Consider the following 24167-nt stretch of genomic DNA (forward strand, 5'->3'; position numbering starts at 1 on the left):
GCGCGAATTGATCCGCGCAAAACAAGGCTTGAGGATGGTCTTCGCTTGATCGAGGAAGCGATGCCAAAAGCGCGCGGGGTGTCCGACCGGACCCCCGCGGATCGAACCGCCTCGCGGACGGTCGCGGTCTGGGACCTCCCGCTGCGCCTCTGGCACTGGGCTCTCGCGGCCAGCGTTCTGGCCGCGTGGTTCACGCCCACCGTCTATGACCGAACTCACCGCATCGTCGGCTATGCGGTGCTCGGACTTCTCGCCTTTCGATTGGCCTGGGGCTTTTGGGGAAGCCGCTATTCGCGCTTCCGCATGATCAGAGTGAGGCTTCGGGCGGCGCCAGGCTATCTCTGGAATCTGCGCCGCGGCATCACCGGCCGCTATATCGGGCTCAATCCCGCCGGCACCTTGATGCTGGTGGCGCTGCTGGCCGCGCTCGCCGTCTCGACGATCACGGGCGCGATGTCGGTCACCACCACCTTCTTCGGCGTCTGGTGGGTCGAAGACACCCACCATTATTCATCGGATGCGGTCATCGTCCTGGTCGTGCTCCACGTCGTGGGCGTGGTGCTGATGGGGCTGCTCCAGCGCGAGAGTCTGGTCCGCGCGATGATCACCGGGCGCAAGCGCATCCGCGGCCATTCCTAAAATATCGTTGCCGATCGTTGCACGCGTCCTGCACCCGGCACGGTCGCGGCATGGCCTCAGGCCGTTTGTCAGATCAACTTGTGCGAGTACCGTTAACATGCCGGTAAGCATGCAATCAGGCACGGCACAAAATTAACGTGAATGGCGGTTAGCCGATCCACCATCGATAACTATCGACGATGGAGCGCTACTGAATGTTCCGCGTTTTCTCCTGCCTTGCGGTCGAGCACGATTGGCGGCTCGTTGTACTCGCTGGTTTGGTCTGCTTCGCTGCAAGTATTGTCGCGGTCAGCATCTTTCATCGTGCGATCGCGACGCGCGCAAGAACGCGGTGGATCTGGATCACCATTGCCGGCGCGGCCATCGGATACGGCATCTGGGCAACGCATTTCGTCGCGATGCTCGCCTACGAGCCGGGCGTTCCGACGGGCTACGGCATCGTGCCGACCGCGTTTTCTCTCGCTGCGGCAATGCTCCTGACCTCGGTCGGTTTCGGCGTTGCAGTCGGCACGTCCGGCCGGTCGCGCGCGATGGCAGGGGGCGTCATCATCGGCGGCGGCATTGCCAGCATGCATTATCTCGGGATGTGGGCACTTGAAGTGCCGGGTCGAGTCGTCTGGTCGGTGGACCTCGTGTTCGTCTCGATCATTTTAGGCATGTGTCTCGGCTGCGCCGCGCTGGCTGTCGCGCTCAGGTACCAGGGCTACCGGGGCACGCTTGCGGCGGCAATCCTGCTGACACTCGCGATCGTATCGCATCATTTCACGGCCATGGGGGCGGTGCAGATCACGCCAGATCCAACGCGAGCGACGACGGATAGCCTTTCGCTTTCTCCGGCCTTCCTCGCGCTTGCTATCGCCGGTGTGGCGCTATCCGTGCTGGGAATGAGCCTGGTCGGCGTGCTGGCCGATCGTCGCCTGGCGACCCGGACCGCCAGGTTCGAGGAGATCATCAACCAGCTCTCGGTCGCTCGGCAGCAGCTCGAAGGCTCGCAGAACGAACTGCAGGACCAGAAGCTCAGGCTGGATACGGCCATCAACAACATGGTCGAGGCTCTCTGCATGTTCGATGCGGAGAAGCGACTTGTGGTCTGCAATGAGCGCTATGCCCTACTCTATCGGCTGCCACCGGAGCTGCTGCGAACGGGGACCCCGCACGCCGACATCATCAGGCATCGCGTCGTGACCGGCATTCTCAAGAGCGACAGCAGCGAGGGCGCAGCCGAGCAGTTCATGTCGAAATTGGCCGCGTTGCCGTTCGATGCAGTCTCGAGCAGAATCGACGAGTTCGCCGATGGTCGGTTGATCTGCGTGACGCGGCAGCCAATGGCCGGCGGCGGGTGGGTGGCCACGCATCTTGATGTCACCGAGCAACGCCGGTCCGAGGCCAGGATCGCTCATATGGCGCAACACGATGCGTTGACCGATCTGCCAAATCGCGTGCTGCTCAGGGAGCGGATGGAGCATGCCATTGCGGTTACGCGTAGCGGCGGCGTCGATCTGGCCGTGCTCATGCTCGACCTCGATCGCTTCAAGGAAGTCAACGACACGCTTGGACATCCGGTAGGCGATTCCCTGCTGCGCGCCGTTTCTGCGCGTCTGCGCGAGTGCACCACGGAAACCGCGCTGATCGCTCGACTGGGCGGCGACGAGTTCGCCGTGATCGACTACGTGACCAACCCGGCCGTCGAGGCCGCCACCCTCGCCGAGAATATCAGGAAGGCGCTTTGCGAACCCTTTGATCTTGGCGATCACCGGGTCACGGTGGGCACCAGCATCGGCATTGCCATCGCACCGCGCGATGGCAGTGATTCCGACGTGCTCATGAAGAGCGCGGATCTCGCCCTCTACTCGGCCAAGAGTGGTGGACGTGGCGCATTCCGCTTCTTCGAGCCGGAACTCGACCAGCTCATGCATGCGCGACGCAACCTGGAGCGCGACATGCGGGATGCGCTTGCTGGCCGCGAATTCGAGCTGCACTACCAGCCATTCGTCAATACCGCGACCGGCGAGATCCGCGGCTTCGAAGCCTTGCTGCGCTGGCATCACCCGCGGCGTGGCCTGGTCTTGCCCGGCGAATTCATACCGCTCGCGGAGGAGGCCGGCTTGATCGTGCCGCTGGGAGAATGGGTCTTGAGGACGGCGTGTGCGGAAGCCGCCAAATGGCCTGCCCATCTCAAGATCGCGATCAATCTGTCTCCCGCTCAATTCAGGAGCAAGGAGCTTGTCCCGGTCATTGTCGATGCACTGGCGAGTTCGGGAATTTCGCCACACCGGCTCGAGCTCGAGGTCACCGAGACGGTGATCATGCACGACAGCGAAGCTGTGTTCGCAGCACTTGGTCAACTGCGCGAGCTCGGCGTGCGAATCGCCCTGGACGACTTCGGCACCGGCTATTCATCGCTGAGCTTTCTGCAGCGATTCCCGTTCGACAAGATCAAGGTCGACCGCAGCTTCGTCAACGAACTGTCCAGCACAAGGGCAGACGCGCACCATCTCGCGCGAGCAGTCGTTCGCTTCGCAGTCAGCCTCGGCAAGACGACGACCGCCGAAGGCGTCGAAACGAAGGAGCAACTGGACGTCCTCCGTGAAGAGGGGTGCGTCGAAACGCAAGGCTACTATTTCGGTCGGCCGATGCCCGCATCCGCCATTGCGAAAATGCTGAGGCGAGGTGACAAGGCAGCCGTCTGCGCTGCGTGAGCACCCGCATCCTCACTGCAGCGGAGGATCGCCGCTGGTGCGCTTCTTGGCGAGGTCCATCTCCGTCACCGCGATCAGAATCTCGGCGCGGGTCTTCAAGTCGGGCGCTTCCAGCATGGCCTGCTTCTCTGCGGGGCCATAGGGCGACATCATCGCCAGCGCGTTGACGAGGGCTTCGTTGGGTGCGCTTTCGACGCCTTCCCAGTCGACCTTGAGATTATTGGCCTTCAGGAAGTCCGCCAGCACGGCCAGCAGCGCCTCGCGGTCGACCTCGTCCTCGCCCATGCGCGCGGTGAAGTCGTCGACGAAGGCGAAGAAATCCACCTTGCACTGCCGGTAGGCGGTGAGCACCTCGAGCTCCTCGACCACCTTGAAGCGCGAGACGCCCGTGAGCTCGAGGATGTAGCGGCCATCGCCGGATTCGGCGAGCTGGGTGATGCGGCCGACGCAGCCGACGCGGAACAGCGTCGGCTTGTCGGAATTCTTCGGCGAGTGCGCGACATCAGGCTGGATCATGCCGATCAGGCGATGGCCGTCGCGGAAAGAATCATCGACCATCGAGAGGTAGCGCGGCTCGAAGATGTTGAGCGGCATCTGGCCGCGGGGCAGCAGCAGCGCGCCCGGCAGCGGAAACACCGGAATGATCTCCGGGAGGTCGGCGGGTCCGCGATATTCGATGTTGATCGGCATCTGGTCCCGGTCCCCGCTGACTTGGTCAACCGCGCCTACGAAAACAGGATCGTCGACAAGCGCTTGCGTCCCTCGACGGTTGCATCATCCGTGCCGCCCCAGGCTTCGAAGAACTGCACCAGCTGCTTGCGGGCGCCGTCGTCGTTCCATTTGCGGTCGCGCTTGACGATCGCGAGCAGCTGCTCGGTAGCGGCCGCACGGTTGCCTTGCGCGTTGAGCGCGGTCGCGAGGTCGAATCGGGCCTGATGATCGAGCGGGTTTGCGGCGACTTTCTGTTCCAGCTCGGCGACCGGTCCGAGCGATTGCGCCTGCTCGGCGAGATCGATCGCGGTCTGCACGGCCTTCACCGCGGGGTCGTTGCGCTTGGACTCCGGCACCATGGCGAGCGTCTGCTTGGCCTGCTCCATTGCGCCGGAGACGGCATAGCATTTTGCGAGGCCCGCGAGCGCCGCGATGTTGGTGGCATCATGCTGGAGCACCTCGGCGTAAATCTGCGCTGCTGCGGCCGGGTCGCCCTCGGCGAGCACGGCTTCGGCCTCCTGCAGGATCTCGGCGATATTGGGCTCGCCCGGCGCGGTCACGCCCTTGGTCAGCTTTTCGATGAAGGCGTTGAGCTGGCTCTCGGGTACCGCGCCCATGAAGCCGTCGGCCGGCTGGCCGTTGACGAAGGCGATCACGGCCGGGATCGACTGGATGCCCATCTGGCCCGGGATCGCCGGGTGCTGGTCGATGTTCATCTTGACCAGCTTGACCTTGCCCTTGGCCGCCTTGACCGCCTTTTCGAGCAGAGGGGTGAGTTGCTTGCAGGGGCCGCACCACTCCGCCCAGAAATCGATCAGCACCGGCTGGCGCTTCGATTCCTCGATGACGTCCTTCACGAAGGTCTGGGTGGTGGTGTCCTTGATCAGATCGGCCGCAGCCGGGCCCGCCGCTCCATTACCCTGGTCGATGATCGTCACGGGGATCCCCTCGTCTATGTCCGGAATGGCGGGTCTTTAGCACGCCGCCACGCCTTATGCTCGCTGTCGGCTCCTAAATTGGGCCGCGACGGCCGAATTTCAATCCACCGAGGCCGATTCGCCAGTTCCGGGGCACTTTCGGGCCATTTCGCCGCATTCAGGCTCCATATGGGGCCCCAAGAACCGAATCTAGATCGCCGGTAGCTGTTGCATTCCCCTCCCGGTTTTGGCATACGACAGCCGTTGCCGGCGCGTCACGCGACCGACACAGGATGCGGGTGTAGCTCAGTGGTAGAGCACGACCTTGCCAAGGTCGGGGTCGAGGGTTCGAGCCCCTTCGCCCGCTCCAATTTTTCCCAAAGCATCCAGCCGATCCGGACGGAAACGTGGTTCGCCACGCCGCTCGCGGCTGTCCTGGGTTCGCAATGACAATTCTGGTCACCGGCAGCGCAGGCCACCTCGGGGAAGCCATCCTCCGGACCCTCCGGGGTCGCGGTTCCCCAGCGCGCGGGATCGATCTGAAGCCATCGCCCTTCACAGACGCGGTCGGCTCGATCGTCGACCCGGACTTCGTCCGGCCGCAGATGGACGGCGTCTCCGCCGTGATCCACACCGCGACGCTGCACAAGCCGCATGTGGCAACCCACGGCAAGCAGGACTTCGTCGATACCAACGTCACCGGCACACTCAACCTGCTCGAGGCGGCAGCGAGCACCGGCGTGCGCAGTTTCGTCTTCACCAGCACCACCAGCGCGTTCGGCTCGCAGCTCCGCTCCGGGGCGGGACAGGCGGCGGTCTGGGTCACCGAGGATCTGCCGCCGGTGCCGAAGAACATCTACGGCACGACCAAGCTGATGGCGGAGACGCTGTGCGAGCTGTTCTATCGCGAGCGCGCTCTGCCGGTCGTCGTCTTGCGGACCTCGCGCTTCTTTCCGGAAGACGATGACGATCCGGTGATGCGCTCGGCTTACGCGCTGGAGAACGCGCAGGCCAACGAGCTGCTCTATCGCCGGCTGGATATCGCGGACGCCGTGAGCGCGCATCTGCTCGCCGCCGAACGCGCCCCGAAGATCGGCTTCGCCCGCTACATCGTCTCCGCCACCAGCCCGTTCGCGCCGCGCCATCTCACTGCGCTCGCGCGCGATGCGGCCGGTGTCGTGCGCGAGCTCTATCCGGATTGCGCGCAGCTGTATGCGGCGCGAGGCTGGAACCTCCTCCCCGAGATCGACCGCGTCTATGTCAACGAGCGCGCGCGGCGCGAGCTGGGCTGGCGGCCGGAATTCGACTTTGCGCATGTGTTGGACAGCCTGCGCACTGAGCGCGATTTCCGCAGCCCGCTGGCACGCGAGATCGGCTCGAAGGGCTATCATGACGGAGTGTTCGACGACGGGCCCTACCCGGTCGCCTCGTAGGCGCCGGATTTGCTGTTTTGCTCGACGCGTCAGATGTCTGTCCAGTCTCGCCGGGAGCGAGCCGGCTCGAGCCGTTCTACTGTGAATGGGGTTGTTTTCGCGTTTTTGTATAACCATCCCCCTCCTGCCGCCTGCGAAACGATCCGCGCCCCAATTGATTCCGCGCTGCAGCGAGAGCGGCGTTCGTTCGTTGACATTCCGTCTCAATTTTTCCGGAGCGTAACGGCGGCGCACGCGGCCGGCTTCTCACCGTTCGCAGATGTGCTAACCTTTTTGCGTCTGTCGTCCCGACGGACCTAAAACTTCGCCTCTCGACTAGCAAAATAAAATAATGCGCAGCCCTGACGGCTGCCTTAGGGGAGTGACGCGATGAAATTCCATCGATCCGTCTTTCAATCCGTTCTGGCGCTTGCAGCGGTTGCCTTTCTCGCGGGGACCAGCGCTGGTAATGCGCAGCAGCAGGACAAGAACCGGGCGCTGAAGAAATACGAATCCGGCACCAAGGAGTTCTGGACCCATCCGCCGGATGACTGGTTCCTCGGCGACGAGACCGAGGCGCAGAAGGGCCTCGCGCCGCCCTCGGGGCCGCCGACCGGCGCGTCCGATGCCGAGCTCGCCAACATCGTCAAGAAGATCAAGCTGCCGGCGGGGTTCAAGATCGAGGTCTACGCCTCCGGCGTGCTGGCCGCGCGGCAGATGGCCTGGGGTGACAAGGGCACGCTGTTCGTCGGCTCGTTCGGCCTCGGCAACGTCTATGCCATCAAGGACAACAACGGAAAGAAGGAGGTCAAGACCGTCCTCAAGGGCCTCAACATGCCCACCGGTCTCGCCTTCAGGGACGGCGCGCTCTACGTCATCGCGGTCGACAAGCTGATCCGCTACGACAATGCGGAGGCCAATCTCGACAAGCTCGGCGACGGCAAAGTCGTCTATGACGACATGCCGTCCTATGCCGCGCATGGCTGGAAATACATCGCGGTCGACAAGGAAGGCTGGTTCTTCCTGCCGTTCGGACCTCCCTTCAATGTCGGCATTCCGCCGACCAGCGTGTCGCAGATCCGGCGCGTCGATCCCAAGACCGGCAACGCCGAAATCTGGGCGCTGGGCGTCCGCAACTCGGTCGGCGGCGACGTCGATCCGCGCACCGGCAAGCTCTGGTTCACCGAGAATGCCCGCGACTGGATCAGCGACGATCTGCCCTCAGACAAGCTGAACATGATCAACAAAATGGGCGAGCATTTCGGCTATCCCTACTGCCATCAGGGCAATCTGCCTGACGACAAGTTCGCGATGGGCCACAAGTGCTCCGAGTTCACGCCGCCCGTGCTGAACCTCGGCGCGCATGTCGCTCCGCTCGGCATGAAGTTCTATACCGGCGACCAGTTTCCCGCCGAGTACAAGAACAACATCCTGATCGCCGAGCACGGCTCCTGGAATCGTCACAAGTACCAGGGCGCGCGCATCGTACGTGTGATCGTCGGGCCCGACGGGAAGAACCCCAAGCGGGAGGTGTTCGCCTCCGGCTGGATCGAGGGCGACCAGGGCTATCTCGGCCGTCCTGACGACATCATCCTCGCCAAGGACGGATCGATCCTCGTCGCCGACGACTGGGCCGGCGCGATCTATCGCATCAGCTACAGCAAGAAGTAGCGCGCCAAGAGAAAGAGGCTGCGGTGGCCGGAAGGTGCCGCAGCCTCCTCTATTTCAAAGCCAAGTTGTCGTTCCGGATTGCGCGCCAGCGCAAGCCCGGAACCCATAACCACGAATCGGGGTTATGGATTCTCGGATGCGCAATTGCGCATCTTAGCTCGTGCTTTCGCACGCCCTGGAATGAGCTAGATAGATCGGAATTCCCACGATGCGCCGCCAGTTTTCTTCATACGCCATCGGCGCGCTTTCGCTTGCAGCGCTCGCATTCGTCCCGGCTCAGGCTGCGGACAATGCCGCGATCAAGGAGAAGGCTGCCGTCTGCTCCGGCTGTCACGGCGAGAACGGCATTTCGCAGACGGAGAATATCCCCTCGCTGGCCGGCCAGCCTGATCAGTTCATCCAGTGGCAGCTCGTGTTCTTCCGCGCGGGCTCGCGCAAGAACGACCAGATGCAGCCGATCGTCGAGGAGATCACCAATGAGGACATCCGCAATCTCGGCGCCTATTTCTCGCAACTGACGCCGCCGAAGGGACCGGAGGACGGGGATCCCGACCTGTCGAAAAAGGGCGCGCAAGTTGCCGCCGGCCGCCGCTGCGCCTCATGCCATACGGACAGCTTCGCCGGCACCAAGGGAGTGGCGCGACTGGCTGGCCAGCGCGAGGAATATCTGGTCAAGGCGTTGCGCGACTACAAAGCGGGCCAGCGGGTCGGCGGCGGCGTCGCCGCGATGGCCGATGTCGCCTATCACATGAGCGACGAGGAAATCACGGCGGTCTCGCACTATCTCGCGCATTTGAAATAGTGCGGAGGTACTGCCACAAACCTCGCTGTCGTCCCGGGGCGCGCGCAGCGCGAACCCGGGACCCATAACCACAGGATCAAGTTTTGCGAAGACTCGGAGTGACCGGCTCGCGCGATAACCACGCCCTGTGGTTATGGGTCCCGGATCAGCGCTCCGCTTCGCTGCGCTTGTCCGGGACGACAGTGGAACACGAGGCTGCCTACCCCGCCCGCTGCTTCTCATACGCCTTCAAATGCGTGTAGGCGATGCGCAGCTTGGGCACCGGCACCTTGGCGGCATCGGCGCGTGCGATGAGATCACCGATGACATGATCGGCTTCGACCGGCAGGCCGGCCTTGATGTCGCGGAACATCGAGGCCGTCATCGGCGAGCCTTCGGCGGTGAGGTTGCCCTTCACCCGCTCGAAGAACGGCCCGCCCGGCGTATAGCCCGACGCGGTGGCGATCGCGCTGGTCTCGTCCAGCATGCCGAGCAGGAAGTCGCGGCCGCCGGGAGCTGCGAGGATGTTGCCGACGGAGGTGCGCATCAGGCTGGTGGAGGCCGCGAGCGAGGACAGGAACACCCACTTCTCCCACATGTCCTGCATGATGTTCTGGCTGGCGGCGGCACCGGTGATGCCGCTCTTGAAGGCCTCGTCGATCGCCTTGACGCGATCTGACAGCTTTCCGTCGCGCTCGCCGTAGTTCAGCGACTGCATCGGTTGGAGCTGCACCACCTCGCGTTTCTCGTTCAGGGTCGCCGCGATGGCGCAGAGGCCGCCGAGCACGCGCTCCTTGCCGAATTTGGCATCGAGGATATCGAGATGCTTCATGCCGTTGAGCATCGGGATGATCGCCGTGTCAGGTCCGATCGCCGGCGCAAACGATTTGATGGCGTCGTCGAGATCAAACGCCTTGCAGCTCAAGAGCACGACGTCGAACTTGCCCTTGAGCGCGTCGGCTTGCACGGTCGGCGGATTCTTCAAGGTCACATCGCCGTTCGGGCTCTTGATGACGAGGCCGGCGCTTGCGAGCTCGCCGGCGCGGCGCGGCCGGACCAGGAAGGTGACGTCGCGGCCGGCCTGCAACAGCCTGCCACCAAAATAGCCGCCGATGGCGCCGGCGCCGACCACGAGGATACGCATGGGAGAGCTCCGTTCTTTTCTTGGCGAATGGCGAATAGGGAGTAGCGAATAGTGAGCGCGATTTCCACTCGCTATTCGCTACTCGCCATTCGCGCGCTTCACTTTCCCGACACCATCTCCTCGACCTCGCGCAACTGCTCCTTGCCGAAGAACATCTCGTTGCCGACGAAGAAGGTCGGCGAGCCGAACGCGCCGCGGGCGACCGCTTCCTCGGTGTTCTTGATCAGCCTGCCCTTCACCTCGGGTTCCCCGGCGCGGGCGAACAGCTTCTGGGCGTCGAGCCCGGATGAGGCCAGCGCCTTCGCCGCGATCTCGGGATCGTCCATCTTCTTCGGCTCGCGCCACATGTGGTGAAAGGCCGCCTCGACGTATTTTTCGAATACGCCCTCGAGCTGTGCGGCAATCGCCGCGCGCATCAGGTTCAGCGTGTTGATGGGGAAGTGCGGATTCCAGACATAGGGCTGGACATGGAAGCGCTTGATGAAGCGCTCGGTCTCGACCTGATGGAATTCACGCTTGTTCTTGATGCCCGCGAGCGTCTCGGCCGGCGACTTGTTGTTGGTCGACTTGAAGATGCCACCGAGCAGGATCGGCACATATTCGAACTTGACGCCGATGCGCTGCTCGATCGCGGGGATCGCGAGGTGGCTGAGATAGGCATTCGGGCTGCCGAAATCGAACAGGAATTGCGGGGCTGTGCGGGTCAAAATCGTTCTCCGTGACCTAATTTTTTGATCTAGCTTTTCCTGTATTGTGACGCAGCGTGCCCCGCGGGTCCACCGTTTAATGATGAGCATAATACTCTGGAAATCAGACCAGCCGCCGGATCGCCCGCTTGCGCCAGACCATGAGGTAATAGCCCATCTGCAAAACGAACATGGCGCAGAACACGATGGGATAGGCGGCCCACACGCCCGCAAGGCCGATCGTGTGGCTCAGGATCACCGCGGCCGGCAGCTCGATCGCGAGGATCGCGAAGATCGAGAGCAGCATTGGCATCAGCGCGACGCCGGCCGCTCGCATGGCACCTGAGAACACTGTGGCGAGGCCGAACGGCACAGAGCTCCACAGGGCGATATCGAGCAGGCCTTTTGCCAGATCGAGCACGGCGGCATCGGTGATGAAGATGCCGAGGATTGCGCGCGGCGCGAGATAGATCAGCGCCACGAGCCCGCCGGTCAAAACGAGGTTGAAAGCGAGCCCGGTCCGCACGATGCCGTCGAGCCGGGCTCTGTCGCCGCTGCCGACAGCCTGTGCACCTAGGATCGAGACCGCGATCGAAATCGACATCGCCGTGAACTGGGTGTAGCCCATCACCTGGTTGACGGCGCCATAGGCCGCAGTGGCCTCCGATCCAAAGCGGTTGACGAGGCCGAGCAGCACCAGCTCTGCGATCGCCATCACCACCATGCCGATAGCGCTCGGCAATCCGATGCCGAGAATTTTTCCGAGCATGGCGCCGTTGAACCGCAGGTGACCCAGAAGCGCCGCATTCGGCGCGAGCGCGTGCTTCTTCCGTAGCAGATAGAACGCCAGCACGATCAGCGTGAGCGCGTTCGAGATCGCAGCCGCCCACGCCGGGCTGGTGATGCCGGCCGCCGGCAGTCCGAACGACCCACGGATCAACATCGGCGTTAGGATCAGCCCGATCGCAGTTGACAGCGCCAGCGCCAGCAGCGGTGTCAGCGCGTCGCCGACGCCGCGGATCATCGCCGTCATCAGCAGGAAGATGAAGCCGAGCGGCATCGTCAGCAGCGTGATCTGCGCATACGCGCTGGCCTGGTCGAGAATGTCCGCGGGTGTGGCGAGCGCCATCATCAGCTGACGGCTGAAGAGCCCGCCGGTCAGCGCCACTGAGATTGAAAGCAGAAGGCCGACCGCGAGCGTCGTGCCTACGACGCTCCTGATCCGGCCGTGCTCGCCCGCGCCAAAGGCCTGGCCGATCAGCACGGTCGCGCCGGTGCTCAGACCCATGACGAAGGCGAACAGGAAGAACATCACCGGGAAGAACACTGAGGCCGCCGCAAGCGCGTCAATGCCGATCATCTGGCCGAGATAGACGTTGCTGACGGTGCCGAACAGCGATTGCAGCGCGTTGCTCAGCATCAGGGGTGCGAGGAAGCGGAGGAATGTTGTCCAGAGCGGCTTGGGGACAGACATGGATTGGCCTTTCATCAGGGCGTGCGAAGCCGTTGCCGCGCAATGCGCGGCCCGGCCGTCGATGGAAACGTGAGAGAGCGCGCGCCTTAAGCGCGGCCGCTGTAGGCGAGCTTGACGATGTGGTCGCGGATATCGGTCGGCCAGTCCGCGATCAGCCCGGTGAAGCGTCGCCGATCATCGGCAAACAATGCGCGCGAGGCTTCCTCGAACTGCGGCAGGTTGCCCGCCATGGTCGACATGAAGTGATAGGCCGCATCGCGCGCCTGCCGCTCGCGGTCCTTGTCGCCGCTGGCGCGCCTGGCCTCGTCGACGAGCTTGCGCAGCGCGACCGAGGCGCCGCCCGCTTGCGCGTTGAGCCACTCCCAGTGTCGCGGCAACAGCGTCACCTCGCGCGCGACCACGCCGAGCTTCGGTCGCCCGCGCCCGCGCGGCTCGCTCGGTGGCGTGCTCTCCTCGACCGGGGGCGGCACGAGCTTGGCCAACCGCGCCAGCACCTCGCGATCCCCGCCGCGCAGATCGAAGTCGATCGATCGGCCCGTGCCGTCCTCGAAGATGATGATGGGCTCGTCCGGCCGGTGCGCCACCCGCTTGACGACCAGCGCGACCTCGCCGGCCGGCCCAGACACCAGGCGGCGCTGCCCCTGGAAGGCGGTGAAAATCTTCTGCATTGGAATCATTGCCATTTTGACGACGTTGGGCCATTTAATACCCGGGTAAATTATCGGCGTCAATATACCCGGGTGAAAATATCCGCATCGACGGCTCGACATTGCGTTCCCGGGCTGGCAGGTACGCGGGCCGACTGACCACGCCTAGCCACCACGCCTTGACTTGGGGACCTCGCCGATGCTGACCGTTCATCACCTCAACAACTCCCGCTCGCAGCGCGTGCTGTGGCTGCTCGAAGAGTTGGGCGTGCCCTATGAGATCGTGCGCTATCAGCGCCAACCGGACATGCGCGCGCCGAAGGAGCTGCGCGCCATTCATCCGCTCGGCAAGTCGCCCGTCATCACCGACAACGGCAACACCATCGCCGAGTCCGGCGCGATCATCGAATATCTCATCGCGACCTACGGCAACGGCCGGCTGATCCCGCCGCCGAACACGCCGGAGCGGCTGCGCTTCACCTATTGGCTGCATTATGCCGAAGGGTCCGCGATGCAGCCGCTGCTGCTGAAGCTCCTGTTCACGCTGATGCCGAAGCGCGCGCCCGCGCTGCTTCGTCCGCTGGTGCGCAAGGTCTCGAACCAGGCGCTCACCACGCTGGTCAATCCGCAGCTCAAGCAGCACATGGATTACTGGGAAGGCGAGCTCGGCAAGAGCGAGTGGTTTGCCGGCAACGAGTTCACCGCAGCCGACATCCAGATGAGCTTTCCGCTGGAAGCGGCGCAAGCCCGCGGCGGGCTCGAGCAGGGCCATCCCAAGGCGATGGCGTTTCTCGAGCGCATCCTCGCGCGCCCAGCATATGCCCGGGCGCTGGAAAAGGGCGGGCCGTACCAGGTGGGGCGGTAATTATCAGCCGTCATTCCGGGATGGTCCGGAGGGCGAACTATGGTGCGCAATTGCGCACCTGAGAATCTCGAGATTGTGGCGCGAGATCCCGGGTTCGCCCTTCGCGTGCCCCGGGATGACATTCAAATCAACCCGCGTGCAGCACGCGTCTGCGCGTCTCCGGCAGTGCAAACGCGGCGATGAAGAACACCGCATAAGCCACCACCGCGAACATCGCGATCGCATTCGCAAGCGACGTCGTCGCCGATAGCGCGCCGACGAGGAACGGAAACAGCTCGCCGATCCCGCGGCCGAAATTGTAGCAAAAGCCGTGGCCGGAGCCGCGCAGCAGCGTCGGATAGAGCTCGGTCAGGAACGCGCCGATTACTGCCCCGCAGCTTCTGCGCCGCGCGTGCGCGGATCGGGCGCGCCGAGCGGCCCGTTGGGTGTCACGACAATCGAATTGGCCGACGTCTGCCCCATCGGCTCGACGATGACGTGGCCCATCGCCTTCAGCTCGCCCAGAACACCGCTGGGAAAGCCGCTCTCGACACGGACTTCATCCGGCAACCATTGGTGATGCAGCCGTGGCGCTGCGACGGCGGCCGCAACATCCATCTTGTAGTCGAGCACGTTGACGATGACCTGCAGCACGCTTGAAATGATGCGGCTGCCGCCGGGCGAGCCCGTCACCAGCACCGGCTTGCCGTCCTTCAGCACGATGGTCGGCGACATCGAGGACAGCGGCCGCTTGCCGGGGCCCGGCAGATTGGCCTCGAAGCCGACGAGACCGTAGGCATTGGAGGCGCCGATTGCGGCGGTGAAATCGTCGAGCTCGTTGTTGAGCAGCACGCCGGTGCCGTCGGCAACGAGGCCGACGCCGTAACTGAAGTTCAGCGTATAGGTGTTGCTGACGGCGTTGCCGCTGGAATCGACGACGGAGAAATGCGTGGTGTTGCTGCCCTCGCGCGGCGAGGGAGCCGCGGAAACGAGCTCCTTCGAAGGCGTGGCGCGTTCGGCGGAGATGCCGGCGCGTAGCTCGGCGGCGTAGTCCTTGGCGACGAGCGTCTCGATCGGCGCGTTGACGAAGGCGGGATCGCCGAGATAGCGCGCGCGATCTGCGTAGGCGCGCTTCATCGCCTCGATAAGAAGATGCAGCGATGCCGGCGATCCCTGCTTCAGATCGGCGAGCTGAAAGCCCTCGAGGATGTTGAGCGTCTCCACCAGCACGACACCGCCCGACGAAGGCAGCGGCATCGACACGATGTCATAGCCGCGATAAGTGCCGCGCACCGGCGCGCGGATCACGGCCTGATAGGCCTTCAAATCGGCGGGCGTGATGATGCCGCCGGCGTCGGTCACGGCCTTGGCGAGCTTTTCCGCGACCGGCCCCTCATAGAAGCCGCGTGGCCCCTGTGCGGCGACGGCCGAGAGCGTTTCAGCGAGATCGCCCTGCACTAACCTGTCGCCTTCGCCCAGCGGCGTGCCATCGGGCCGCGAGAAGATTTTCGCCGAGGAGGGCCAGCGTGCCAGCCGCCGGTGCCAGGTAGGCAGCGTGTCGGCCATATCGTCGCCGACGGCGAAGCCGTCGCGGGCGAGCGCGATCGCGGGCGCAAGCAATTGCGCCAGCGTGAATTGCCCCGAGCCGTATTTCTCCAACGCCAAAGCGAGGCCCGCAACCGTGCCGGGCACGCCGACGCCGAGCGCGGAATCCCGTGACTTCGCAATATCAGGCTTGCCGTCGGCGCCGAGGAAGATTTGCGGCGTGGTCGCCGCCGGCGCCGTCTCGCGGTAATCGATCGTGATGTCTTCGTTGCGGTCCGCGGAATGGATCACCATGAAGCCGCCGCCACCGATATTGCCGGCACGCGGATAGGTCACGGCCATAGCAAAGCCGGTCGCGACCGCGGCATCGACCGCATTGCCGCCGCTCCGCAGGATATCGGCACCGATCTGCGCGGATATCTTCTCCTGTGCGACGACCATGCCGTGCTCGGCGGCGACGGCGCGCACCGTGTCAGGCGCGGCTGGGACATAGGCCCGTCGCGCATCCTGGGCGGCTGCCGGTGACAGACCAAACGCCAGGGCGGCTATGAAGGCGAAAAATGTCCGCCTTGTCGAATATGACGACATCATCAAGCTTCCGCCGTGGCTTCGAACCAGTTCACATGCCTCGCTGCAATGCTATACGGTTTGCCCCAAGAGAGGCAAAACTGTTCGTGATGAGGACTGCGTGATGACGACGATCTTCCCAGATGTGCGCATGGCCGGCGTGGCGCGGACCTATCCGCCGCGCGCCGCCGTCGTCAGCTGGATTTTCTTCGACTGGGCCGCGCAGCCTTATTTCACGCTGATCACGACCTTCGTGTTCGCGCCCTATTTCGCCACCAGCATTGCGCCGAACGCCGCCACCGGCCAATCGCTGTGGGGATTTGCGATGGCGGCCGCGGGCCTTGCGATCGCGTTGATGTCGCCGGTGCTGGGCGCCATCGCGGACGCCTCGGGCCGCCGGAAGCCGTGGATCGCGGGGTTCGGTGCGCTGCTGGTGGCGGCATCCTGCACGCTATGGATCGGCAAGCCCGGCGATCCCTCCATCATTCCGCCCCTGCTCACCGCGGTCGCGCTTGCCAGCGTCGGCGCGGAATTCGCCACCCTCTTCAACAATGCGATGATGCCGACGCTGGTACCGCCGGAGCGGATTGGACGGCTCTCCGGCACCGGCTGGGCCACCGGCTATGTCGGCGGGATCGTCAGCCTGATCATCGTGCTCGGCTTCCTCGCGGCCAACCCGCAGACCGGCCGCACATTGCTGGGCTTCACGCCGCTGTTCGGGCTCGATCCGGTCAGCCATCAGGGCGATCGCATCGTGGGCCCGCTGACCGGGCTGTGGTTCATCGTCTTCGTGACACCGCTGTTCCTGTTCACGCCGGATTATCCGGCGAAGCGCCCGGTGCGCGAGGCTTTGCGTGAGGGGCTGTCGGAGTTGAGGCAATCGATCAGACGCCTGCCGCAGCAGAGATCGCTGGCGGCATTTCTGCTCGCCAATATGATCTACACGGATGGTCTGGTGTCGCTGTTCGCCTTTGGTGGCATCTATGCCGCGGGCACCTTCGGCTGGCACACAATCCAGATCGGCACCTTCGGCATCATGCTCGCGATTGCCGGCGCATTTGGCGCATGGTTCGGCGGCAAGCTGGATGATCGTCTCGGGCCGAAGCGCGTCATCGCGGGCAGCTTGCTCGTGCTGCTGTTGTCCGTGGCGGCAATTCTCCTGGTCGACAAGGACAGTGTTTTGTTCATCAAGGTCGCGCCGCCGCAAGCAGACGCTCCCTTGTTCTCGAGCGCGGCCGAGCGCGCCTATCTCGTGCTGGGCTGCCTCATTGGCGCGGCCGGCGGTCCACTCCAGGCGGCCTCACGCACGCTGCTGATCCACCTCGCACCGAAGGACCGCATCGCGCAGTATTTCGGCCTGTTCGCGCTGACGGGGAAGGTGACGTCCTTCATCGGACCGTTGCTGATCGGCATGATCACTGCGGTGACCGCAAGCCAGAAGGCCGGCATGGCCGTGCTGGTGGTGTTCTTCGTCGCGGGGCTGGGGTTGTTGAGGCGGGTGAAAGACTAGCTAACTCTCGCCGTCGTTCCTGCGAACCAGGGACCCATACCGCGTGATCTCTCGTTGGCGCGACGCGGCCAATACCGCGGACCAAACTTCTTCCTGTGGTGATCGCGACGAGCGCAAGCGCTCGCGCGGAGGTCCCGGATCGGCGCTCTGCTCTCGACAACGCTACGCGTTGCCCGGAGCTGCACTTGTCCGGGACGACAACCGCGGCTTAGTGCCGGAAATGCCGCGTGCCCGTGAACACCATGGCGATGCCGTGCTCGTCGGCGGCTTTGATCACCTCGTCGTCGCGCATCGAGCCGCCGGGCTGCACCACCGCGGTGGCGCCAGCCTCGATGCAGGCGAGCATGCCGTCGGCGAACGGGAAGAATGCATCCGATGCCACCACCGAGCCCTTGGTGAGCGGCTCGGCAAGCTTCAGCTCGCTCGCCGCATCCTGCGCCTTGCGCGCGGCGATCCGGGCTGAATCGACGCGGCTCATCTGGCCGGCGCCGATGCCGACGGTGGCGAGATCCTTGGCGTAGATGATCGTGTTGGACTTGACGTGTTTTGCGACCCGGAACGCAAACTTGAGGTCACGCATCTCCGCGTCCGTGGGCGCGCGCTTGGTCACGACCTTAAACGTCATGTCGTCGACCACGGCGTTGTCGCGGCTCTGCACCAGCAGGCCGCCGGCGACCGTCTTGGCGGTGAGGCCGGGCGCGCGCGGATCGGGCAGGCTGCCGGCGAGCAGCAGCCGCAGGTTCTTCTTGCCGCCGATGATGGCGATCGCTTCCTCGGTGGCGTCGGGCGCGATGATCACCTCGGTGAAGATCTTTGTGATCTCGCGGGCCGTATCCGCGTCCAGCGGACGATTCATCGCGATGATGCCGCCGAAGGCCGAGGTGGAATCGCAGGCCAGCGCCTTGCGATAGGCGTCGACGAGGTTTGATCCCTCCGCGACGCCGCAGGGGTTGGCGTGCTTGACGATGACGCAGGCCGCAGTTCGCTTGGCGTCGAACTCGCCGATGCACTCATAGGCCGCATCAGTGTCGTTGATGTTGTTGTAGGAGAGCTCCTTGCCCTGGAGCTGCCGGGCGGTGGAGACGCCCGGGCGCTTGTCGGGCGTCGCGTAGAACGCCGCGGTCTGGTGCGGGTTCTCGCCGTAGCGCAGCGACTGGATCAACTTGCCGCCGAAGGCGCGGAAGTCGGGCGCGTCGATCTCGAGCTGGCGATTGAACCAGTTCGAGATCGCGGCATCGTAAGCGCCGGTGCGCGCGTAGGCCTTCGCAGCAAGCCGCCGGCGCAGTTTCAGCGTGGTCGCGCCCTTGTTGGCGGCGAGCTCGTCGAGTACCGCCTTGTAGTCATCTGCCTCGACGACAACGGCGACGTCGTCATGGTTCTTCGCGGCGGCGCGGATCATCGCGGGGCCGCCGATGTCGATGTTCTCGATGCAATCCTCGAAGCCGGCGCCTTTGTCGACCGTCGCCTCGAACGGATAGAGATTGACGACGAGAAGATCGATCGGCGCGATGCCGTGCGCCTTCATCGCGTCCGCATGTTCCTTGTTGTCGCGGATCGCGAGCAGGCCGCCATGCACCTTCGGATGCAGCGTCTTGACGCGGCCATCCATCATCCCGGGGAAGCCGGTGAGCTCGGATACGTCCTTCACCTTGAGGCCGGCCGCGGCGATTGCTTTCGCAGTGCCACCGGTCGAGACTAGCTCGACATCATGCTCGGCGAGCGCCTTTGCGAATTCGATCAGGCCGGTTTTGTCGGAGACGGAAAGAAGCGCGCGGGTGACGCGGCGGGGATGGTCAGTCATGAGCAAGATCCTCTGTCTTAAGGAGTGTCTATGCCCAGGCGCGCGGCAGATATGTGTCGCGCTTCCCGATGGTGCTCCATCCAAGGTCGCCAGTCGCGCGAGCGAGGGCTCGATAGCAGTTTTCGGCGTGCTTCACAACGATCAGATGGGGCCGAATCCGCGCGTTTACAGCGGAAGTTCCGGTTCGCGCCGGGCGTTGCGGCGGGCATTGGTGACGGTCGGCGATGCCGTGGAGCGGATAAAGCTCCAGCGGATCGAGGGCGCTTGGCGCGCGTCCTGCCGGATCACGATCTGGGCGGTGCGGCGCGGCCCGTCATTGCCGGCCAGGAACACGCTGTCCTCGAGATCGACCTTGTCGTCGAGCGCCTCGAAGGTCCAGACGTCGCGGTTCGGCAGCACCAGCATGACGCCGCGCGCATCCGACAGCCGGCTGGCCTTCACTGCCGGATGCAGATGGAAGCGCAGCGCAAAGTCAGCGTCGGCGCCCTTGAAGCGTCCGCCCTGCGGCGGCGACAGCGTGTCCTCGCCGTCGATGCGCGCGCCGTCATTGGCGATCATCAGCACGCGGCGGTGGATCGCGCCGAATTTGGAAAGATAGCCGTCATGCGAGGTCGTGAGCAGCGTGCCGCTCTGCACGATCTCGCGATAGCTCTCGACCTCGACGGGCCCGCTGGTAACAGGCGAGCCGTGCAAGAGGCGCTTCATCGCCGACATCTCGACGAACTGGCACGACGAAGTATCGTGATAGGTCAGCGTCGAATGCGCCGCGGTGCCGCGGGCGAACGGCCGCCAATTGTCGCGGCCCGTGGTCGGCATGCCGCAATTGGTGACGATGCGGCTGATGCCGGAAGACAGTTCGAACGACAGGCAGCCGGCATGGGCGTCGTGGCTGACGCCGGCCGGCGGCGGCGGGCCGGTGTCGATGATCACAGTGGTCTGGCCGGCATCGAGGCGCTGAAAGCCGGTATGCGGCATGTTCGCCATCGGCGCGCCGTGAGTGTCGTCATAGGCAAGCAGTGTGGCGAGCAGGTCGGACGATGTCGCGCTCATGCCGTTGAACAGCGCGAAGTTACCGTCGCCGTGGCGGAAGAAGCGCAGCATCGGCATCATGCGGTCGATCGCGTTGAGCAGCGCCGGCGGCGGTGCGATGTTGCGCGCAGCAAACGTCTGCCGCAGCGGCAGCAGGTCGATCAGGAGGTCGATCAGCGCGCCCGGATTGCGGGAGATGTGTCCGCCGTCGGGCAGGATCTGCCGCTGCAATTCGTCCGACAGCTTTTTCGATGCGCTGCGGATTTGGCCGGCCTGGTTGGCGAGGCACAAGGCCGCATAACACAGCGCGATCAGCACCTGGAGCTTCGGCACCCCGTCGGGAATGTTGACCATGGTGTAGCGCAGGAAGCGGATCTCGCGCGCGAGGGCGCGAAGGTAACGGCGGTAGAACTTGTTGTCGGTCTCGTTGAGCACCAGCGGCGCCTGCGACAGCAGCGAGATCACGCGCCGGGCCAGCACGTCGGCGCGGCGCGCGACCGGGCGGCGCTTGTTGGCGGGGTTGGCGATCCAGTCCTCGATCAGCGCGCGCGCATTCGCCCGTGTCAGCGCAGTGTCGGCGGCGCGCAAATGGCGCAGCCAGCCGAAGCCGAGCAGCGCGACTTCCCAATCCTCCGACGGCGGCTCGAGATCGAAGATCGAACGGCCGTGGCAATTGACGATCTTGCCGGCGAAGACGAAGCGGCCGGCATAGATTTCAGCGGCGCGAGTCGCATCCGCGGTGCGCAGATCGTGCGGCGCGATGATCAGCCGATCGGTGCGGCCGGGCCAGACCCGCGACAGCGCAACGGAACCGCCGCTCGCGCGCGCGAGCATGTTCCGCGCGAAGCGGTTCATGACCAGCGTCGAGATACGTCTGCGTTGAGCGACCGACACGCTTTGCCTTGAAGGGGGAGAGGATTCCGACGAATCCCTATTAATCCCAAAATCGGACGTCTGACACCACCTTGAACGTGTGAGAATCAGCGTCGCGGTCGCAAAATCCGGTGCAAAATCAGGATTTAACGAGCCGGGTCGCGAAAAATCCGTCGAGCCCGCCGAGCTTGGGATCGGCGTTCGGCAGATGGCTGGGCAGGGTGCGCAGATCGCCGTCCCCTGTGATGATTTCGTCCAGGCCCGCGACCTCCGACGCCTCGATCGGGACGCGGCGAAGCGCAGGCTCGCTCGCCAGCAGCGTCGCCACCGCCTGCTCGCCCTCTTCGGGTTCCAGCGAGCAGGTGCAGTAGACCAGCGTGCCGCCCGGCTTGAGCAACGACACCGATTTTCGCAGCAGTCGCTGCTGCAGCACCGTCATGGCGGTGACATCGGATTCCTGCCGCAGCCACGCCACATCGGGATGACGGCGGATCGTGCCGGTCGAAGTGCAGGGCGCATCGATCAAAATGCCGTCGAAGCCTTCGGCAGGGCCGGCCCATTCCACGGCGTCAGCGACGACGGTCTCGGCCTGGAGCGACAGCCGCGCCAGGTTTTCACGCAGTCGCGTCACCCGGGCCGGCGAGCGGTCGATCGCCGTCACCTGCGCGCCGGCATGCGCCAGCTGCGCGGTCTTGCCGCCGGGGGCGGCGCAGAGATCGGCAATGGACTTGCCCTTGACGTCGCCGAACAGCCGGGCCGGCAGCGCGGCGGCGGCGTCCTGTACCCACCATTGTCCCTCGGCGAAGCCGGGCAGCATGGTCACCGAGCCGTGCAGCAGCATCCGCACCGTTCCGGTCGGAAGCGTCTCGCCGTGCAGGCGGCTCGCCCATTGCACGGCATCGGACTTCACCGTGAGATCGAGCGAAGGCTCGTGGCCGAGTGCCAGTGCCATCTCCCTTGCGGTTGCTTCGCCATAATGCGCGCTCCAGCGCGCGAGCAGCCATGGCGGCAGATCCAGCGATTGCGCGGCGACCTCCTCGACCAGCGCCGTGCCCTCGCGCGCGCAGCGGCGCAGCACGGCATTGACGAGGCCGGCATAGCGCGCGGCGCGCCGGTCGGATTGCACCAGGCGAACGGAGAGGTCGACGGCCGCGTGATCCGGCACGTCCATCCAGAGGATCTGCGCCGCACCGATCAGGAGCGCGCTTTGCGCGCGCGGCGCATCGGAGGGAATGCCCTTGTCGAGCAGGCGGGACAGCACATGGCCGAGCGTGCCGAGCCGGCGCAGCACCGTGGCGACCAGGCGCCGCATCAGCGCGCGGTCGCGGTCGGCCAACGTCTTCAATCCGGGATGGGCGCCGCTGCCGTCGAGTTGGTCGTCGAGCGTACGGTGCTTGTGCAGCACGCCGTCGACGATGTCGGCGGCAATCCGTCGCGCCGCGAGACCGGGCACTTCGGACGGAGGGGCGAAACGTTGAGATGGCATGCGGAAGCAAGGTTCTGAGCGAGCGGCAGTTCCGCCGCAATGGGCGCATGCCTTGAGAACCCAATCTCTGGCACGCGAATATGCCAAATGTAAGAATCGCTTCCGGCTTTTTCAGCCCTTCCGGGCCGATTTCAGGAATGCGTTATTGGACATCGCGTTGCGGCTCGTCCTGCGCTAGAAAGCCTGGCGATGAGTGACCAGCCTCCCGTTTCCGACCGCAAGCAGCTCACGCCGGCAGCCCAGCGCGCGCTGGCCGAAGCCGAGGCGCGCCGGCAGGCCGCGGCGAAGGCGCATGCGGAAGCCGCGCCCAAGGAGTTGCAGGGACCAAAGGGGCCTGAGCCCACCCGTTACGGCGACTGGGAGCGCAAGGGCATTGCTTCCGACTTCTGAGTCGCTCTTGCAGGCTCGGCCGACTCAGCCATAGCGTCGCGCGATGTCGCGCTTCGACCCCAGCCATCGATATCGGCCGCAATTCGGCGGCTCGCCGTTCGGTCGGCGCTTCTCCGGATTATTGCCGTGGATGTTCGTGGTGGGCATCGCGCTGGCCGTCGTGCTCACCTTTCGCCATGGAATGGGCTGGCTTGTTCCGGATGCCGATGGCGACCGCACGCGGAACGCCGAGATCGTTCTCGAGCAGGCGGGCCATCCCGATGTTCGCGAGCCGGTCGATGTCATTCGCACCATCGACGGCGACACCTTTCTCGCACGTGTTCGTCAGCGCGGCGGCCGCGATCTCGTCGTGCGGGTTCGGTTGCGCGGCATCGACGCGCCCGAGATGAAAGCGTCTTGCCGGGACGAGCAGGACAAGGCCGAAGCCGCGGCCCGCGCATTGCGCGATCTGCTCGGCCAGGGCGACGTGACGATCGCCAATCTCGGCCCCGACAAATACGGCCGCGTTCTCGCCGACGTCGCGACCCGGCGGACTGCGAACGTTTCGGCGGCATTGCTCGCCGGCGGTTTTGTGCGAAGCTACAATGGCGGCCATCGCGACGGCTGGTGCGCGCGCAGCTGGCGCTTCTGGTAACAAAAGCCGCGTCCCCGGACGCGGCCTTTTTCTTGTCTTGCCTTGATCCCGGCGATCAGCGCGTCACGACCACCGTCGTGCCGACCGAGACGCGGCCGTAGAGATCGGTGATGTCGTCGTTGAGCATGCGGATGCAGCCATAGGAGACGAAGCCGCCGATCGAGCCCGGCACGTTGGTGCCATGGATGGCGTATTCGCCGCCGGCCAGCGTCATCGCCGCAACGCCCATCGGGTTGCGCGGCGAGCCGCCGGGAATGACGTCAGGGATGCTCGGCTTGTCGCGCTTCACCTCGGCGGGCGGAGACCACGCCGGATTGCGGTACTTGCCGTCGATGCGGGTGGTGCCGGCCCACTGCTTCCCCGACTTGCCGACGCCGACCGGGTAGCGCACGGCGTGGCCGTTATCGAGGATGAGATAGAGCCGCCGCTCGCTGGTTTTGACCACGATCGTGCCCGGCGAATAGTCGGCCAGATGCGCCCCAACCATTTCCGGCCGCGCCTGCGCCGCGGTCGACATCAATACCCCTGCCCCGATGGTGGCGGCGAGCGCCACAGCAATCCTTATCGACATCGATTTTCCCCTAGCCCGAACGGATCGTCCAAAATTACGCAGAACCGGCAATCGCCAGCTTGCCACGTCCTTTCAGGGGACATTCTTAACCGCGCCCGTTAACCGGTTGGTTTCCACGCACGGCCGCCAAGGGCCA

General features: G+C 64.8%; 20 protein-coding genes, 1 tRNA gene, 1 pseudogene and 1 riboswitch. Of the genes and pseudogenes, 10 read left to right on the forward strand and 12 right to left on the reverse strand.

Features of this window, described 5'->3' with window-relative positions:
• The first annotated feature begins 60 nt into the window (after positions 1–60).
• Positions 61–639, forward strand: a complete 579-nt coding sequence (locus CV770_RS08060) for a cytochrome b/b6 domain-containing protein (RefSeq protein ID WP_104461971.1) — start codon at positions 61–63, stop codon at positions 637–639.
• 194 nt (positions 640–833) lie between these two features.
• Positions 834–3338, forward strand: coding sequence for an EAL domain-containing protein (locus CV770_RS08065; RefSeq protein ID WP_104461935.1), 2505 nt, complete (start codon positions 834–836; stop codon positions 3336–3338).
• A 12-nt stretch (positions 3339–3350) separates the two neighbouring features.
• Here CV770_RS08065 and CV770_RS08070 read toward each other — a convergent pair whose 3' ends face one another.
• Positions 3351–4028 carry an LON peptidase substrate-binding domain-containing protein gene (locus CV770_RS08070; protein ID WP_018323574.1) on the reverse strand — a complete coding sequence of 226 codons (678 nt, stop codon included), beginning with the start codon at positions 4026–4028 and terminating at the stop codon, positions 3351–3353.
• A gap of 35 nt (positions 4029–4063) precedes the next feature.
• Positions 4064–4987, reverse strand: coding sequence for a thioredoxin (gene trxA, locus CV770_RS08075; protein ID WP_201759748.1), 924 nt, complete (start codon positions 4985–4987; stop codon positions 4064–4066).
• A gap of 274 nt (positions 4988–5261) precedes the next feature.
• Between trxA and CV770_RS08080 the strand changes: the two genes are divergently transcribed.
• From CV770_RS08080 to CV770_RS08095, 4 genes are all read left to right on the forward strand, one after another.
• Positions 5262–5336 (forward strand) — tRNA-Gly (locus tag CV770_RS08080).
• Positions 5337–5412: 76 nt separating this feature from the next.
• The gene (locus CV770_RS08085) at positions 5413–6399 is read left to right on the forward strand and encodes an NAD-dependent epimerase/dehydratase family protein (protein ID WP_201759749.1); all 987 of its coding nucleotides are present in this window, start codon (positions 5413–5415) and stop codon (positions 6397–6399) included.
• Positions 6400–6768: 369 nt separating this feature from the next.
• Complete coding sequence (locus CV770_RS08090) at positions 6769–8049, forward strand: PQQ-dependent sugar dehydrogenase (RefSeq protein WP_091965387.1); 1281 nt, start codon at positions 6769–6771, stop codon at positions 8047–8049.
• Positions 8050–8257: 208 nt separating this feature from the next.
• Positions 8258–8851: a c-type cytochrome gene (locus tag CV770_RS08095; RefSeq protein ID WP_104461938.1), complete on the forward strand. Its 594-nt coding sequence runs from the start codon at positions 8258–8260 to the stop codon at positions 8849–8851.
• A 199-nt stretch (positions 8852–9050) separates the two neighbouring features.
• Here CV770_RS08095 and panE read toward each other — a convergent pair whose 3' ends face one another.
• The 4 genes from panE to CV770_RS08115 form a co-directional block, all read right to left on the reverse strand.
• On the reverse strand, positions 9051–9974 hold the full coding sequence (gene panE / locus CV770_RS08100; protein ID WP_104461939.1) for a 2-dehydropantoate 2-reductase: 924 nt from the start codon (positions 9972–9974) through the stop codon (positions 9051–9053).
• Between the two features lie 98 nt (positions 9975–10072).
• A complete protein-coding gene (locus tag CV770_RS08105; RefSeq protein WP_201759750.1) occupies positions 10073–10681 on the reverse strand; it encodes a 2-hydroxychromene-2-carboxylate isomerase in 609 nt (202 codons plus the stop codon).
• A gap of 103 nt (positions 10682–10784) precedes the next feature.
• Complete coding sequence (locus CV770_RS08110; RefSeq protein WP_201759751.1) at positions 10785–12134, reverse strand: MATE family efflux transporter; 1350 nt, start codon at positions 12132–12134, stop codon at positions 10785–10787.
• Positions 12135–12220: 86 nt separating this feature from the next.
• Positions 12221–12817 carry a DUF2239 family protein gene (locus CV770_RS08115; RefSeq protein ID WP_104461941.1) on the reverse strand — a complete coding sequence of 199 codons (597 nt, stop codon included), beginning with the start codon at positions 12815–12817 and terminating at the stop codon, positions 12221–12223.
• Between the two features lie 163 nt (positions 12818–12980).
• On the opposite strand from CV770_RS08115, the gene CV770_RS08120 reads away from it, so the two are divergent.
• Positions 12981–13646 carry a glutathione S-transferase family protein gene (locus tag CV770_RS08120; protein ID WP_104461942.1) on the forward strand — a complete coding sequence of 222 codons (666 nt, stop codon included), beginning with the start codon at positions 12981–12983 and terminating at the stop codon, positions 13644–13646.
• Positions 13647–13773: 127 nt separating this feature from the next.
• On the opposite strand, the pseudogene CV770_RS08125 reads toward CV770_RS08120, so the two are convergent.
• A pseudogene (locus CV770_RS08125) lies at positions 13774–14010 on the reverse strand (MFS transporter); the annotation flags it as partial.
• Positions 14010–15761 (reverse strand): gamma-glutamyltransferase, encoded by a 1752-nt coding sequence (gene ggt / locus CV770_RS08130; RefSeq protein ID WP_104461943.1) that lies wholly within the window; start codon positions 15759–15761, stop codon positions 14010–14012. The pseudogene CV770_RS08125 and the gene ggt, both read right to left, overlap by 1 nt.
• 100 nt (positions 15762–15861) lie before the next feature.
• Between ggt and CV770_RS08135 the strand changes: the two genes are divergently transcribed.
• The gene (locus CV770_RS08135) at positions 15862–17247 is read left to right on the forward strand and encodes an MFS transporter (RefSeq protein WP_104461944.1); all 1386 of its coding nucleotides are present in this window, start codon (positions 15862–15864) and stop codon (positions 17245–17247) included.
• A 208-nt stretch (positions 17248–17455) separates the two neighbouring features.
• Here CV770_RS08135 and purH read toward each other — a convergent pair whose 3' ends face one another.
• The 3 genes from purH to CV770_RS08150 all read right to left on the reverse strand — a co-directional run bounded on the left by purH (position 17456) and on the right by CV770_RS08150 (position 22436).
• Complete coding sequence (gene purH / locus CV770_RS08140) at positions 17456–19048, reverse strand: bifunctional phosphoribosylaminoimidazolecarboxamide formyltransferase/IMP cyclohydrolase (protein ID WP_104461945.1); 1593 nt, start codon at positions 19046–19048, stop codon at positions 17456–17458.
• 25 nt (positions 19049–19073) lie between these two features.
• A riboswitch (ZMP/ZTP riboswitch) is annotated at positions 19074–19155 on the reverse strand.
• Between the two features lie 58 nt (positions 19156–19213).
• Entirely contained in the window at positions 19214–20932 is a 1719-nt protein-coding gene (locus tag CV770_RS08145) for a heparinase II/III family protein (RefSeq protein ID WP_201759752.1), read from the reverse strand.
• Between the two features lie 157 nt (positions 20933–21089).
• Entirely contained in the window at positions 21090–22436 is a 1347-nt protein-coding gene (locus CV770_RS08150) for an RsmB/NOP family class I SAM-dependent RNA methyltransferase (RefSeq protein ID WP_104461947.1), read from the reverse strand.
• 189 nt (positions 22437–22625) lie between these two features.
• On the opposite strand from CV770_RS08150, the gene CV770_RS08155 reads away from it, so the two are divergent.
• Together CV770_RS08155 and CV770_RS08160 are read left to right on the forward strand one after the other, a co-directional pair.
• Positions 22626–22826, forward strand: coding sequence for a DUF1674 domain-containing protein (locus CV770_RS08155; RefSeq protein ID WP_091965399.1), 201 nt, complete (start codon positions 22626–22628; stop codon positions 22824–22826).
• A 43-nt stretch (positions 22827–22869) separates the two neighbouring features.
• Entirely contained in the window at positions 22870–23460 is a 591-nt protein-coding gene (locus CV770_RS08160) for a thermonuclease family protein (RefSeq protein ID WP_104461948.1), read from the forward strand.
• A 55-nt stretch (positions 23461–23515) separates the two neighbouring features.
• Here CV770_RS08160 and CV770_RS08165 read toward each other — a convergent pair whose 3' ends face one another.
• On the reverse strand, positions 23516–24031 hold the full coding sequence (locus tag CV770_RS08165; protein WP_091965401.1) for a L,D-transpeptidase: 516 nt from the start codon (positions 24029–24031) through the stop codon (positions 23516–23518).
• Between the last annotated feature and the right edge of the window lie 136 nt (positions 24032–24167).

It is taken from the genome of Bradyrhizobium sp. AC87j1, assembly GCF_002936975.1.
Lineage (GTDB): Bacteria > Pseudomonadota > Alphaproteobacteria > Rhizobiales > Xanthobacteraceae > Bradyrhizobium > Bradyrhizobium shewense.